The 14,300-nt window shown below is 50.3% G+C and carries 13 protein-coding genes; 8 read left to right on the plus strand and 5 right to left on the minus strand.

Annotated features, from left to right (window positions below; translation table 11 throughout):
* The first annotated feature begins 48 nt into the window (after positions 1–48).
* The 7 genes from surE (at position 49) to IPF95_12030 (ending at position 7,604) form a co-directional block, all read left to right on the plus strand.
* On the plus strand, positions 49–831 hold the full coding sequence (gene surE / locus IPF95_12000) for a 5'/3'-nucleotidase SurE (protein ID MBK6475409.1): 783 nt from the start codon (positions 49–51) through the stop codon (positions 829–831).
* On the plus strand, positions 818–1,126 hold the full coding sequence (locus IPF95_12005; GenBank protein MBK6475410.1) for a hypothetical protein: 309 nt from the start codon (positions 818–820) through the stop codon (positions 1,124–1,126). The genes surE and IPF95_12005 overlap by 14 nt, the downstream gene beginning before the upstream one ends.
* Positions 1,123–2,253, plus strand: coding sequence for a lipid-A-disaccharide synthase (gene lpxB, locus IPF95_12010; protein ID MBK6475411.1), 1,131 nt, complete (start codon positions 1,123–1,125; stop codon positions 2,251–2,253). The genes IPF95_12005 and lpxB overlap by 4 nt, the downstream gene beginning before the upstream one ends.
* A 63-nt stretch (positions 2,254–2,316) precedes the next feature.
* Positions 2,317–3,513 (plus strand): SpoIID/LytB domain-containing protein, encoded by a 1,197-nt coding sequence (locus IPF95_12015; protein MBK6475412.1) that lies wholly within the window; start codon positions 2,317–2,319, stop codon positions 3,511–3,513.
* Between the two features lie 65 nt (positions 3,514–3,578).
* On the plus strand, positions 3,579–4,769 hold the full coding sequence (locus IPF95_12020) for a class I SAM-dependent rRNA methyltransferase (protein ID MBK6475413.1): 1,191 nt from the start codon (positions 3,579–3,581) through the stop codon (positions 4,767–4,769).
* A gap of 289 nt (positions 4,770–5,058) precedes the next feature.
* On the plus strand, positions 5,059–7,194 hold the full coding sequence (locus IPF95_12025) for a ComEC/Rec2 family competence protein (GenBank protein MBK6475414.1): 2,136 nt from the start codon (positions 5,059–5,061) through the stop codon (positions 7,192–7,194).
* On the plus strand, positions 7,191–7,604 hold the full coding sequence (locus IPF95_12030) for a Rieske (2Fe-2S) protein (GenBank protein MBK6475415.1): 414 nt from the start codon (positions 7,191–7,193) through the stop codon (positions 7,602–7,604). Before IPF95_12025 ends, IPF95_12030 begins: the two co-directional genes overlap by 4 nt.
* 3 nt (positions 7,605–7,607) lie before the next feature.
* Here the strand turns inward: IPF95_12030 and IPF95_12035 are convergent, their stop codons facing one another.
* From IPF95_12035 to IPF95_12045, 3 genes are all read right to left on the minus strand, one after another.
* Positions 7,608–8,267, minus strand: coding sequence for a hypothetical protein (locus IPF95_12035; GenBank protein MBK6475416.1), 660 nt, complete (start codon positions 8,265–8,267; stop codon positions 7,608–7,610).
* A 67-nt stretch (positions 8,268–8,334) separates the two neighbouring features.
* Positions 8,335–9,102 (minus strand): SOS response-associated peptidase, encoded by a 768-nt coding sequence (locus tag IPF95_12040; GenBank protein MBK6475417.1) that lies wholly within the window; start codon positions 9,100–9,102, stop codon positions 8,335–8,337.
* A gap of 2 nt (positions 9,103–9,104) precedes the next feature.
* The gene (locus IPF95_12045; protein MBK6475418.1) at positions 9,105–9,968 is read right to left on the minus strand and encodes an MBL fold metallo-hydrolase; all 864 of its coding nucleotides are present in this window, start codon (positions 9,966–9,968) and stop codon (positions 9,105–9,107) included.
* A 121-nt stretch (positions 9,969–10,089) separates the two neighbouring features.
* Between IPF95_12045 and IPF95_12050 the strand changes: the two genes are divergently transcribed.
* Complete coding sequence (locus IPF95_12050) at positions 10,090–11,448, plus strand: peptidoglycan synthetase (protein MBK6475419.1); 1,359 nt, start codon at positions 10,090–10,092, stop codon at positions 11,446–11,448.
* A gap of 80 nt (positions 11,449–11,528) precedes the next feature.
* Here the strand turns inward: IPF95_12050 and IPF95_12055 are convergent, their stop codons facing one another.
* A complete protein-coding gene (locus tag IPF95_12055; protein ID MBK6475420.1) occupies positions 11,529–12,005 on the minus strand; it encodes a DUF4199 domain-containing protein in 477 nt (158 codons plus the stop codon).
* Positions 12,006–12,063: 58 nt separating this feature from the next.
* Positions 12,064–14,013, minus strand: coding sequence for a transcription termination factor Rho (gene rho / locus IPF95_12060; protein ID MBK6475421.1), 1,950 nt, complete (start codon positions 14,011–14,013; stop codon positions 12,064–12,066).
* Between the last annotated feature and the right edge of the window lie 287 nt (positions 14,014–14,300).

The raw sequence follows: 14,300 nt of genomic DNA on the forward strand, positions 1-14,300 counted from the left end.
ATGGGCCGGTTCTTTCCACTTAGAAGATGACCAATAGCTTTGCCACCCATGAAAGACAAGCGCCCGCTGATCCTGGTCACCAATGATGATGGCATATTCGCATCCGGCATTCGCACGCTGGTGGAAGAGATAATGCCCTATGGCCGTGTGATCGTAGTTGCACCGGATAAACCGCAGAGTGCAATGGGACATGCCATTACGATCCATAATTTTCTGCGGTTGTCAAAAGTCGAACTGATGGATGGTGTGGAAGCATGGAGTTGTACCGGTACACCGGTTGATTGCGTGAAACTGGCGATCTACAAATTGCTTGGCGGTAGCAAACCGGATCTGCTGGTCAGTGGGATCAACCATGGGGCGAACATCAGTATCAACGTATTGTACAGCGGTACCATGAGCGCTGCTGTTGAGGGTGCAATGGAAGGGATCCCGAGCATTGGTTTCAGTTTGATGGACCATGCGGTAGATGCCGATTTCAGCCAAGTACGTCCTATCATCCGCAGTGTTACTGAGAACACGTTGAAGCACGGCATGTCACAGGGTATCTGTCTCAATGTGAACATTCCGCGGAATACCGGTGTGGCTCTCAAAGGTCTACGTGTATGCCGTCAGGCCAGGGCCAATTGGGAAGATGAATTCGAGACCCGCTTGGATCCCGGGAACAAGGAATACTATTGGATGCGCGGTGAGTTCCGAAGTGAAGATCACGGTGAGGATACCGACGTTTGGGCAGTTCGGAACGGTTTTGCAAGTATGGTTCCAGTTCAATTCGATATGACCGCGCACCATACAATTGCCGACCTTAATACGTGGGACCATGCCATCGGATAGTTTGCGTCTAGGGTTGATCACCGGACTTCTGGTTCCACTACTGGGGTTTGTCATCTATGCCACGATGTATGTTACGGGCATCCGTCCACATCTTACGTTCTCCTATTTCGTGAATGATCTTTTCTTGGGCACACGCACGTATCAGTCGCCCGTTCTATCGCTATCGCTGATCGCAAATTTGCCGCTGTTCTTCTGGTATGATCGTAAGGAGATGCCAAAGGCGATGCGAGGAGTGATCCTCGCGAGCTTTGTTTATGCAGTTGTTGTCGTTGCGTTATGGTTGGTAGCTTTATGAGCAAGCGCATATACATCATTGCAGGTGAAGCCAGCGGAGATCTACATGGAGGCAACTTGGTCAAAGCATTGTTCAATGAAGCAGCCGGGTCGAAGTCGGAGCTGAAAATTCGCGGATGGGGTGGTGATCGGATGGCTGCTGCTGGTGCCGATGTGGTAAAGCACTACAGCGAGCTGGCCTTCATGGGCTTTACACAGGTGATCATGAATTTGCGCAGTATCCTGCGCAACATCGATGCATGCAAAGCGGACATTGCAGCTTTCACACCCGACGCTATCATCCTGATCGATTACCCCGGATTCAATTTACGAATAGCGCAGTGGGCGCATGAAAAAGGCATACCGGTGCATTACTACATCAGCCCTCAGGTCTGGGCGTGGAAGAAAGGCAGAGTGCATACCATCAAGAAAGTCGTGGATCGCATGTATGTGATCCTTCCGTTCGAGAAGGAGTGGTACGCGCAATATGGCATGGATGTGGATTTTGTTGGCCATCCGTTGTTGGATGCCATCGAGCAGGAGGGCAGTTCCGAGGTGTTGCCTTTGCCGGGTGCTGATGGCCGTCCTGTGATCGCGCTTTTACCGGGCAGCAGAAGGCAAGAGATCGTGCGCATGTTACCACTCATGATCAATGCCGTTCGACATTTTCCGCAGTTCCGTGCGGTCGTGGCAGCGGCTCCCTCGGTTCCGGACGCGGATTATGTTGATCTGATCGGCGACGCACCCATCACCCTGGTCAAGGACAGGACCTATGACATTCTGCGTACAGCGCACTCCGCGCTCGTTACAAGTGGCACGGCAACATTGGAAACCGCTTTATTCGGAGTGCCAGAGGTGGTCTGCTACAGCGGTAGCGCTATAAATGTGTGGCTGGCAAAGCGATTGGTGAACATAGAGTACATCAGCTTGGTGAACCTCATTATGGAGCGGGAAGTGGTAAGGGAACTGATCCAATCCGACCTGAACGAAAAAGGTCTGAGTACCGAATTGGAAAGAATTTCTTCCGCAGGTGACTACCGGAACACCATGATCGAGGGGCTTTCTGCCTTGCGCGAAAAACTAGGAGGCCCTGGAGCATCTAAAAAGGTTGCCAAAGCCGTGTGGATAACTCTGGACCCTGCGTCCTGAAGTACACAAGGCCACCCGATACATTTGGGCGCTCGTCGGGATCTGTACGTCGACGGAGTACCCATGATCAAACGAATTTCAAGCCTGTTCCTTACACTTGCTTCCTTATTTGTGCAGGCTCAAGACCGTACGATCAGCGTGGGCTTATTGCAGGACCGGACGGTTCGGCACATCATGGTCATGAGCACAAAAGGCAACTGTTCGGTGCTTGTGGATGGTAAACGTATCGGTGAGGTCAAAGCGAACGATGGCTTACTGGTGGATCTCGTTGATGGGAAGATCAAAGGTAAGTCACTGTCGCTAGCGTTTACTGCAACCACTTCTGTGGAACTTGTGCCGCAGCTGGAAAGTGGCGGATTCAGGCTACGCTCCATGGATCACAAATTGGCGGAACGGACCTATCCCGGCGCACTTACGATCACGAACAACGGTGGGTCTTTCAAGCTGGTGGATGCAGCAGATATTGAAGCTTACACAGAAGGAGTGGTGAAGGCCGAAGCCGGAAATAAGCACCACGTGGAGTATTACAAATTGCAGAGCGTAAGCTGCCGAACTTATGCGCTAAGCAATACACGCAAACATGCATTGGACGGATTTCAATTATGCGATGGCGTTCATTGCCAAGTATTCTATGGCATAAATACGAACGATAGCATTCATCAAGCTGTGGAAGCTACCAAAGGACTTGTGCTCGTTGATCCGAACATCAAACTGATCCATGCTACTTTCCACAGTAATTGCGGCGGCGAAACCGTGAATGCCGAAGATCTGTGGTCCAAGCGGGAACCCTATTTGCGAGCGACCAAGGATACCTTCTGTTTGGCATCACCTCATGCTACTTGGAAGAAGACACTTACACGCAAGGAATGGCTGCATTACCTGAACACTAAGTACAAGATCCGGACGAATGATAAGGACCAGTTACATGCTGTTCTGAACTACGCACCGGAATGCCGTGATCTTTATTTGGCGAATACGTGGCCGTTGGTTCCTTTGAAGAATGTTCGCGAAGATCTGAAACTACGATCCACCTTTTTCTCCGTGCATGCTCAAGGTGATAACGTGGTATTGGAAGGACGAGGTTTCGGGCATGGCGTAGGCTTATGCCAAGAAGGGTCCATGCGCATGGCACGTTCAGGGCTCGGTTACATGGATATTCTGCACCACTACTACAAAGATGTCCATTTGGTGGACGTTAGTTCCGTGGAATTCTTCCGCGCAGAAGAGCAGGTGGGAAATAGCTTTGGAACGAATCCTTGACACTCCGTTGAGTTGCGATCAGGAGCCGTCCTGACCGATGGTATTTTCGGTAAACACTGTAACGCATGGCACAAGCGCGAATTACCGTAGACGATACACGGGACAGGATCCGCAACGGACACCCATGGATATTCGGTACCCAGATCCAGAAGGAAGAAGGGGAGTACGCCCCGGGTGATATCGTGCAGGTCTTCGATAAGCGTCGCAGGCCTTTGGGGCAAGGTTATATCAATCCTGCATCCATGATCCGCATCCGGTTGTTGACACCGCATTTGGAAGATCGGATCAACAAAGCATTCATTACTGAGCGGATCGTTGCTGCTTGGCAATATCGCCTACGCATGGGGCATGGTTCCAGTTGTAGAGTTGTATTCGGTGAAGCCGATGGGTTGCCCGGCCTTGTCGTGGATAAATTCCAGGACGTCGGTACGAAGAAGTTAGTGCTATCGGTGCAATTCCTAACGCTCGGAATGGAGCGTTGGAAGGATGTTGTATTGGAAGCGTTGAACGCTACGATAAAACCGGATGGTGTGTATTTGCGCAACGATGTACCTATCCGCGAAAAAGAAGGACTTGAACAATACAAAGGCTTTGCTGACAAACCCTTCGATACTGATCTGATCATCGACGAGAACGGCTTGCGGATCTCCGTTGACGTGGCGGGTGGGCAGAAGACAGGCCATTTTCTTGATCAAGTAGCGAACCATGCAGCCATGCAACAGATCAGTTCCGGCAATAGGGTATTGGATTGCTTCACGCACACTGGCGGCTTTGGCCTGCACGCCGCGCACTATGGTGCCAAAGAAGTTTACGGGATCGACATCAGTGAAGATGCCATTACCCAAGCAAAGCGGAATACAGCGCTCAATAAGTTGAAGAACATCAGCTTCGGTAAGGCAAATGTGTTCGACTACCTCACGGACGCCAGTTCCAAGGGAGAGCAATGGGACGTCATTGTGTTGGACCCACCCGCTTTCGCGAAGAGTAAAAGTGCCATTGATAATGCATACCGTGGATACAAGGAGATCAACCTACGTGCATTGAAATGCATAACGAAAGGTGGTTTTCTGGTAACCTGTTCCTGTAGCCAGCACATGGGTCCTGAATTGTTCCGCAAGATGATCGCTGAAGCCGGTGTGGATGCTGGCCGCCGCTTGCGCGAAGTGTACTACGGTACCCAACCAACGGACCATCCCATCCTTTGGGGTGTTCCAGAATCGCACTACTTGAAGTGCTTCGTATTGGAAGTGCAGTAGGGCACCCTAAAATTGGTCGTAGGATTTTTCTGTATTTTCATCATTCCAAAAGAAGTAATGTGAATTGACATTGTCTATTTGCATTGTGTGAATTACTTCTTTTACTGAAAGGTCGATCGCATGCAGGATACATTATCCAGAACTGTGCATTGGAACTTCGTAGCGAGGGTTGAAATGGCAACGGTAGCAAGGGTTTCAGTGAGAAGGCATAGCAGAAGCTATGCTGACGAACTGAAATCGAGCGAAGCGCTTGATACCACAGCCATTTCAGGCCGTAGTAGATTTTCTAATGCATAGTTCAGGATTATTCTGGAGTGCCTTGGTGCGTGCCCCCATGGTGCGCCTTGCAACACCTTTCATCATGGGCATTTCGGTAGCGTATGTAACCCATCCAGGATTGATACCTGTTCTCGTATTGTGTATTGTAACGTCCCTGGCTCTTGTATTCGCCCTGCGTTCCAAGGCGCGTTACGAGCAACGATGGCGAAGAGGAGTCCTATTCGCGTGTTGGACATTCGTGTTCGGTGTGTTCTGGTACACGCTGCGCGATCCGAACTCGGACCCCGAGAACATATCCAGCATTGCGGATCTTACGGGACAATGGACCGTGAACATCACTGAAGTAACTGGTATAAGCAAAGCATTGCTCCGTGCCGAAGGGGAGATCCAAGCACATACTACTGAGGAAGAGTGGAAGGAATGCTCAGGTAAGTTGATGATATCCTTGTTACGCGGAGAGGATGGAGCAACGGTAATGGCAGGCGATCGGTTGGTGCTTGTTGGAGAAGTGACCCCGATCGAACGTGTGCCGGATCCTGGTGGGTTCGACAGAAAGGCGTGGGCTGGATCACGAGGAATGGACTATGAGATCTTCGCGCCGCGTGATGATTGGTCAGTGACCGGACATATTGCTACGTGGACGGATGGATTCAGTTCTTTAAGGAAGCACGTATCGAAATGGATCGACGAGAGTGCTGTGCCAACACGGGAACGAGCTCTGGTAAAGGCATTGGTCCTAGGGTTGCGCGATGAATTGACAAGTGAGCAACGTACTTCATTCATCAGGAGCGGGACCATACATGTGTTGGCCGTCTCGGGAACACATGTTGGGTTCATCTATGGCATGCTCTTCATTTTGTTCCGTTGGTCCGGGGAAAGCAGAAAAGTGCGGTTGATCAGAGGTACTTTCATCATACTTGCATTATGGGGATATGCAGGGCTGACGGGAGGTTCGCCGAGTGTGCTAAGGGCCACGATCATGTTCAGTTTCTTTACGCTGGCCGACATGTTTGCGCGGCAGAACAATTCATTGAACAGCCTATTCACAGCTGCATTTCTTTTGCTGATCATTGATCCGCATATGCTTGTTGAGATCGGTTTCCAGCTTTCATTCCTAGCTGTCTTGGGTATTATTCTTTTCATGCGTCCGATCGAGATCCTCTGGTCACCGGACAATTGGTTGTTGCGGAAGGTCTGGAGCTTGGTTGCGGTTTCATTAGCTGCACAAACGCTCACTACGCCGCTATCGATCTATTTGTTCGGTGGATTTCCGACATGGTTCATCCCAGCAAATCTGATCGTCGTAACAGCAGCGGGCTTTGCTGTCTATGGATCCGTTCTTTTGTTGTTGCTGTACAAAGTACCTGTGATCGGTGCGGCGATCACGTGGGTCCTTACACGTTTGTTGATGGGCGTTGGTATCACCACTGAATTCTTCGCACAATTGCCATACGCATATCCTCCGATGCGCGTGAGTCTAATGGAAATGATCTTGCTCTATGTCATTATTGTCGCCTTTATGTCGGCATGGATACTACGATGGCGGCAAGGGCTGATCATTGGGTCGCTGAGCGTTGCCGCGGTATTCGTAAGCATCGGTATCCGTATCGAGCGGTCACATGAGCTGGATCAATTCACCATCTATGACGATCGTGGTGCTTTACATGCTGCATTATCCACGGGTCGGTCATTGGTGGTGTTGAGCGATACAAACGGAACTGAAGATCGAACATGGATCAAAAGCAAAGTTGCACGTCATGAACGTGTCCTAGGTGCGCGTTCGGTGGAGTGGATAGATATGGATCGTGTCCAAGAAAACGTAAGCAGAACTGGAAACTCGTTGATCGGCAATGGATACTGGTGTTCGTCTCAGATCGAAGTGCTGTTCTTCTCCCAGAATGATCATATGGTGCAGGAGCCGGAAGTATCCGCGGTAGATGCGATCGTTATACATGACACGAAGCACTTGGCAGAAGAGGACCTTGAGTTGATCTCCGAACGCACTGATCAGGTCGTACTGGCAGGTGACTTGCCGTGGAAGTTACGCTCTTTCGTCAAGCGTTGGAGCGAAGAGAACGGACTTAAGTTGCACGATGTTCGGGAAGATGGTGCATTCATTTTTTCACGCCGATCCGTTGATGAATGATCAATGCAAGCGCACAGCAATTGGTGCAACGCCGTAGCTTGGCTCCAATGCTCGTAGACTCCATCCGTTGGCGCACGATCCGTGATGCGCGATTAGCATCCTTGCAAGAAGGTGGCCTGTTGCGCGTGATGCTCGGTAAGCAACCGATATTGTTCGTACGTCATGAAGGAACGTTACGCGCTATGCAAGACCGTTGCCCGCATCAAGGGCGATCGCTCAGCGGTGGTTGGTTGGATAAGGGACACGTGGTCTGCCCTTTTCATCGCTTTCATTTCGATCCAATAACAGGAGCATGCAGAGGTGGGCTTACCGTGAACGTGGAGACCTTTCCGGTGCACGAAGAGAATGGGGTGATCAAACTCGGTAAACCTTATACTACGCTGCGGATCTTCGGGTTCGATCTGTGGTAAGCATCAGAACTTGAACGCTACCTGAATGCTGTACTGCAAGCCTCTGGTCTTGTTCGGAAGCGGAGTGTAGGAGTAGTACTCGTCGGTCGCGAGTGGAACAACGCCATCTTTCTGTATGTCATGATCTGTTGTTGTCAGGCTCACCCAGTTCAGGTCCATGTTGAGCCCTACGCGTTCACTGAAGTACATACCAACACCCATGCTGATCCCATAATAGACACCCGTATCAATGAACTTAACTTCACCCTCATCCATACGGTCGGTATATTTCAATCTCCCAAGGCCTACTTCAGAGCTAACTGTCCAAGCAAATTTGTCACTTTGGAGCAAGTATCCCCGTCCTTTGAATCCCATTGTACGAAAACCGGTTCCCGCATCAAAGTCACCGCTAAAAAGCACTAGGGCCCCTGGTTCCAGCGTTGCACCTAAACTAAATTGTTTGATCACACCTACCTGAACGTCGAGCACAGCTCCCAACGAAAAGCCACCATCGATCTCTGGTGAGAACCGGTTCATTCGTTCATTCTTGGTATAATGCCAACCGATAGCACCACCTGCGGCAATATGGACGGTACCTGACTTGTTGATCTGCGCACTTGTAGTATTGGGCAAACAAGTAGCAAACGCGAATGCTATCAGGGTAGAAGCGGTAAATGATCTCATAATGCCAGAAGCTTGTTGTTCTTGAAGGATGAAAAGTAAACGATCGGTAGCGAACAGGATCCTATCATCATCCCAAAAGTGCTAATTCTGGATATTCGAAGGGTTCAATGGCTCGATGCGTGTTCGGTGATGCATGTTTTCCGAGCAAAGGAGCTACGGTAAACGCCTCAAGGTCATTTTCAGTGAACGGTGAGATCAAGTCCGATATCCGATCACGGTCAGTGCTTGAGGAAAGCCAAAGTTCATCCAATTCTTTCGGAATGATGAATGGCATGCGTGGCCCTTTGGCCTTAGGGTTATTGTGGATCCTGGCCATCAAAGCATTCGCTTCGGCAGTGACGATGCTCACGGTGTTGATCGATGCTCCCGTTTCCGGATCTTTCCAATTGCTGGAGATCCCGGCTAAGGCCATCGGCGCATCATCCTTGAACCGGATGTGGTACGGAAATGTACGTTTCGCAAAGTGGAAGAATTCGAAGAACCCATCCACGAGTATTAAGCACCGGTGCTGTACTGCAATGCGAAATGCGGGTTTCTCGAAAATGGTTTCACCACGTGCATTCAACGTCTGTCTGCTAACAATTGCGGCTTGTGCATGGTCCTTTACCCAGTGCGGAATAAGGCCCCAACGCACCAGATCGAACCTCGGGCCATCATCCCGTGTAAAACACAGCAACTTAGGATGTGCGAACCCGCTGATGTGGAACATGGCCGGCTGCGTTGCCGTAAGTTCTTCCAATTGCAGTTGAAGTTCCTTTACCTCATCTTCACTTGCACCCGCACGTTTGGCGTAGGTGATCTTCTTTTTGGTCAGATATGCGACCGTGTAACACATAACTATAATGCGCTAAGCGGGAAGGTTTCTTTCAAGCGGATCCCTTTCTCCGTGCGCTCCAGTGTTGCGCATTGGTTGGTCGCATCGTGCTCGAAAAAGAGAACCAGTTGATCATCCGCAGCACGTTCAAGAAATGCAGCTTTCTCCGTCATGGTCAACAGAGGCCGCGTGTCATAGGCCATTACCCAAGGCAACGGTATGTGATGCACGCTCGGCAATAGATCGGCCATGTATACCAGTGTTCGCCCTTTGTATGCAATGTGTGGTATCATCATGGCATCGGTATGGCCGTTCACGGTAAGTATATCCACGGAATGGAATACATCCTTCACGAACACATTCTCGTCAGCTTTCGCACGCGAAGCAGGCACCAGTTTCAATTGTCCACTCTCTTCGATCGGAAGAATGTTCTCCTTCAGAAAGCTGGCCTTTTCGCGCGGATTCGGCTTTGTGGCCCATTCCCAGTGATCGGCATTGCTCCAATAGGTAGCGTTCTTAAAGGCCGGAACAAGCAGTTCGCCTTGCCTTTTGATGGAGCCACCGCAATGATCAAAGTGCAAATGGGTAAGAAAAACATCCGTGATCTCATCGGTGCTGAATCCCGCTCTTTTCAATGAGCTATCAAGTGAGTCATCACCATGCAGGTCGTAATGCCCGAAGAATTTTGCATCCTGCTTATCGCCGATCCCGTTGTCGATCAGGATCAGTCGATCTCCTTCTTCGATCAAGAGGCAGCGCATGGCCCATGTGCAGAGGTTATTCGCATCTGGTGCATGACGTTTCTCCCAAACGGTCCTGGGCACCACACCGAACATGGCACCACCATCGAGTTTGAAGAAACCCGTATCGATCACATGTAGATTCATGGTGTAAAGGTCGTAATGATCGAAAGAATAGTGAACCCTGTTCATGCTATCGACAAATACCCGTGAATGATCTCTGTCATTTCGCGTCGAATGGTCGGTCTGGACGGATCATCTTCGTGCCATGCGTCACGTACATTTCATCGCGATAGGCGGCAGCGCCATGCACAATATGGCAATTGCCTTGCACCAGCAGGGGTTTGAGGTGACAGGTAGCGATGATGAGATCTTTGAGCCAAGCCGCACGCGCTTGGAACGATTGGGTCTGTTACCGGATAAACTGGGTTGGGATGCAAGTAATATCCACTCTGGATTGGAAGCGGTGATCCTTGGGATGCACGCGCGCTTGGATAACCCCGAACTGATCCGCGCACAAGAATTGGGTATACCGATCTACAGCTACCCCACCTATTTCTACGAGCGCACAAAGAATAAGACACGCGTAGTGATCGGCGGAAGCCACGGTAAGACCACCATAACCAGCATGATCGTGCATGTGTTGCGGCATGCGGGGGTGGAATTCGATTACCTCGTTGGCGCGCAGTTGGACGGATTCGATTGCATGGTGAAGCTCAGCGAGACCAGCAAAGTAGCGGTCATCGAAGGGGACGAATACCTCGCATCGGCCTTGGAGCCTGTCCCGAAATTCCATTTGTACAAACCTGATATCGCACTGATCAGCGGAATAGCGTGGGATCACATCAACGTCTTCAAAACATTCGCGAGTTACGTTGAGCAGTTCATGCTGTTCATCGATGCCATCGAGCCCGGTGGTAAACTTGTGTATTGCCAAGAAGATAGCGAGGTCCGGAACCTCTGCGAAGCCAAGGACGTCAACGTGGATCGCGTTCCATACGGTATTCCACCGCATCGAATAGATGAAGGTCGAACGGTGTTGATCACCTCGAAAGGAGACTTGCCTTTAGAGGTTTTCGGTAAACACAATTTGCAGAACCTGGAAGGCGCTCGTCATGTTTGCCATTTACTCGGCATTGGCGATAAACAGTTCTATGAAGCCATCGGTAGTTTCCACGGAGCGGCAAAGCGATTGGAGAAATTGGCGGAAACGCCGAGTAGGGTGGTGTATAAGGATTTCGCACATTCACCCAGCAAGCTGAAAGCCACGGTACAAGCGGTACGCGAGCAATTCCCGGATAGGCAATTGGTAGCCTGCATGGAACTACATACCTACAGTAGTCTCAGTGAAAATTTTCTGGATCAATATGCAGGATGCATGGATGATGCTGACCGTGCTATTGTATTCTATGATCCGCATGCCGTTCAGCTCAAACGGTTACCATCCATTCCGCCTGAACGCATCCAAAGAGCATTTGCGCGTGAAGTAGAAGTGCTGAATGACCCTATTGCTGTAATGGGCGCTGTACGAAAGGATGCGCGTGAAAAAAGTGTTCTACTTATGATGAGCAGTGGCAACTTCGGCGGCCTGGACCTTCAAGCCATGAGCGAGGCATTCATTGCGTGAGATCATCCGCTAGTACAATGCCACTTGAGATGATCGCCCGATCCTTAGAGCTGCTGCGGCGATCAACTCGATCCACATACTCACCGAATGAACCGGCGTAACAATTTATGTTGGGTTGCCGCGATCACCAATGCATTGAATGCCCCAACCGCAAGCAATGTGAAGAACGTAATGCTCGCGTAGTTGAATGGTGTGAACATGACCAAAAGGCTTTCGCGTGCATCTGCTTCGGTCTTGCCCGCAGCTACCAATGCAGCTATGCGTTCTTCCATCTTTTGCGGAAATTCATCCAGGTCGATGAACGTATAGTATAGGTAAAGGAAAACGCCCATGATCAAGGCATAGATCGCAGCATTGCTGAACTCGTTCCGCATCAGGTCCGGGAAACGAGTGGTACGGTCGCGCACTAACATGCGGTGCCCTGTGAAATAGATCAACGTGACCATCGCGAAAAAATGCACCAACATGAAGTCGGTACCCTCCGGCGGGTTTCCGGAATAGAAAAGGAATAGTCGCAGAGCAATTACAGCTATAGCAGCGAAGAGTGTTAGGGCCATAGCAAGGAGAACGTGTCAATTAGGACATGATACCTTCTCTTGATCATCACTGGCTAATTTAACCATTCATGCTCACCAGGAACTCTTCGTTGCTCTTGGTTCCCTCCATGTGCTTTTTCACGAATTCCATGGCTTCCACGGAGTTCATGTCAGCAAGGTGTTTACGCAGGATCCATGTGCGTTGCAACACGTCCTTGTGGTGAAGCAGATCGTCGCGACGTGTACCGCTGGCCATGATGTCGATGGCAGGGAAGATGCGGCGGTTGCTGATCTTACGGTCCAGTTGCAGTTCCATGTTACCGGTTCCTTTGAATTCCTCGAAGATCACCTCGTCCATTTTACTGCCGGTCTCCACAAGTGCAGTAGCAAGAATGGTCAATGAACCACCGTTCTCGATCTTACGTGCCGCACCAAAGAAACGTTTTGGTTTTTGCAATGCATTGGCATCCACACCACCGGAAAGGATCTTACCACTAGCAGGTTGCACCGTGTTATACGCACGTGCAAGACGTGTAATGGAATCGAGCAGGATCACCACATCGTGGCCACACTCTACCAAGGCTTTTGCTTTTTCCAGAACAATGCCAGCAACCTGCACGTGGCGTGATGCTGGTTCATCGAATGTACTGGCGATCACTTCCGCATTCACGCTACGGGCCATATCGGTCACCTCTTCCGGACGTTCATCGATCAATAGTACGATCAAATACACTTCCGGGTGGTTGGATGCAATAGCGTTCGCCACGTCCTTCAACAGCACCGTTTTCCCGGTCTTCGGTTGAGCAACGATCAATCCACGCTGACCTTTTCCGATCGGTGCAAAAAGATCGAGAACGCGCATGCTCACATTCGTCTCTTTCGCGACCAGATTGAATTTCTCATCCGGGAAAAGCGGAGTAAGGAATTTGAACGGAACCCTGTCACGCACCCATTCCGGATCTCGCCCATTGATGGTATCCACCTTTACCAGCGGGAAGAATTTATCACCTTCACGTGGTGGGCGAACATAGCCTTTTACGGTATCGCCGAGTTTCAGTCCGAACTGTTTCACTTGTTGCTGACCAACGTAAACATCATCCGGTGAGGCCAAGTAATTATAGTCACTGCTGCGCAGGAAACCATAACCGTCGGGCATCATTTCCAACACACCTTCGGTCTCTACGAAAGCATCGAAATTGAATTGCTCGCGTTGTGGGCGTTGCTCGTTGCGCTGGTCAGTCCTAGGTTCGTTGCGTTGGTCTGTCCTAGGTTCGTTGCGCTGATCGGTCCTAGGCTCGTTGCGCCCTTCCGAGCGTTGATTGCGATCGTTGCGTTGGCCATCATGATCATTCCTGTTGTCATTTGATCCGCGGTCCCGGTTCTCATTTCGGTTACGGTCATTTGGTCCACGTTGCTCCTGTTCGCTGCGAGGAGATTGTTCACCCTGGTTCCGTCGGTCACGGCGATCCGGCCGATCATTTCGATCACCGTGTTCATTCTGGCGTTGCTGCGGGTCCTCGTTCTTGGGACTCTCACGGTCCTCATTCCGGCTACGGTCATTGCGAGGTTGTTCTCGTCGATCGCTATCCGTTCGCTCGCGTGGTGCTCTTTTCCTATCAGCAGCGCCATCATCTTTCGGATTCACCCGATCACTAACTTTCTCACCAGTATCACGCGCGTTTTCAGTTTGGTCGTCATCATTATCATCCCCATCTTCATCATCTTCATCATCCTGATCGTCATCATCGTCATCGTCCTCTTCTTCTCCCATTTTCAATGGTAGCTCTTGCTCGGGATCTTCTTCAGTCTCCTCTTCATCAGCAGTGGCCAATGCAAGGATCGCTGTATCATCTTCAACGAATTTCGGCCCCTTTGGCTTCGCTGGTTTAGCATCGCGCGCTTCTTCTTCAAGGATCGTGGTGATCAGATCCTGTTTACGCAACGTATCTGCTTTTTTAAGATTGAGCTTTTTTGCGATCTCTTTTAGCTCGGAGAGTTTCATTGCGCTCAACGCGTTCTGGTCGTACATGGACGAATAAATGGTAAAGTGTTCGTGGGTCACCCGGGTTCGGGTCCAAAGAAAAGCCTGATAGGCTCAGTCAACTTACAGTATAAAGGGACAAAAGAACCGACTCGGAGTGGATCGGGCGTCAATAAGACGGATAGTCCGGCCAGTGCAATACGAATGCAATGTTACGGGGATAATATGATAATGGCAATGGTTTTTTTGCATTTTTGCTGGCTGGTCCCATTAGGGATCTTCTTTTTTCAATTCGTAGCCGGTATTTTCGCCGCTCCGCCACGCACGTAGACCCT

It is taken from the genome of Flavobacteriales bacterium (assembly GCA_016704485.1).
GTDB lineage: Bacteria > Bacteroidota > Bacteroidia > Flavobacteriales_F > PHOS-HE28 > PHOS-HE28.

Bases quoted from the DNA above. Each gene is read 5' to 3' on its own strand.
- surE (MBK6475409.1), top strand. From the start codon at position 49: ATGAAAGACAAGCGCCCGCTGATCCTGGTCACCAATGATGATGGCATA.
- IPF95_12005 (MBK6475410.1), top strand. From the start codon at position 818: ATGCCATCGGATAGTTTGCGTCTAGGGTTGATCACCGGACTTCTGGTT.
- lpxB (MBK6475411.1), top strand. From the start codon at position 1,123: ATGAGCAAGCGCATATACATCATTGCAGGTGAAGCCAGCGGAGATCTA.
- IPF95_12015 (MBK6475412.1), top strand. From the start codon at position 2,317: ATGATCAAACGAATTTCAAGCCTGTTCCTTACACTTGCTTCCTTATTT.
- IPF95_12020 (MBK6475413.1), top strand. From the start codon at position 3,579: ATGGCACAAGCGCGAATTACCGTAGACGATACACGGGACAGGATCCGC.
- IPF95_12025 (MBK6475414.1), top strand. From the start codon at position 5,059: ATGCATAGTTCAGGATTATTCTGGAGTGCCTTGGTGCGTGCCCCCATG.
- IPF95_12030 (MBK6475415.1), top strand. From the start codon at position 7,191: ATGATCAATGCAAGCGCACAGCAATTGGTGCAACGCCGTAGCTTGGCT.
- IPF95_12035 (MBK6475416.1), bottom strand. From the start codon at position 8,267: ATGAGATCATTTACCGCTTCTACCCTGATAGCATTCGCGTTTGCTACT.
- IPF95_12040 (MBK6475417.1), bottom strand. From the start codon at position 9,102: ATGTGTTACACGGTCGCATATCTGACCAAAAAGAAGATCACCTACGCC.
- IPF95_12045 (MBK6475418.1), bottom strand. From the start codon at position 9,968: ATGAATCTACATGTGATCGATACGGGTTTCTTCAAACTCGATGGTGGT.
- IPF95_12050 (MBK6475419.1), top strand. From the start codon at position 10,090: ATGCGTCACGTACATTTCATCGCGATAGGCGGCAGCGCCATGCACAAT.
- IPF95_12055 (MBK6475420.1), bottom strand. From the start codon at position 12,005: ATGGCCCTAACACTCTTCGCTGCTATAGCTGTAATTGCTCTGCGACTA.
- rho (MBK6475421.1), bottom strand. From the start codon at position 14,013: ATGTACGACCAGAACGCGTTGAGCGCAATGAAACTCTCCGAGCTAAAA.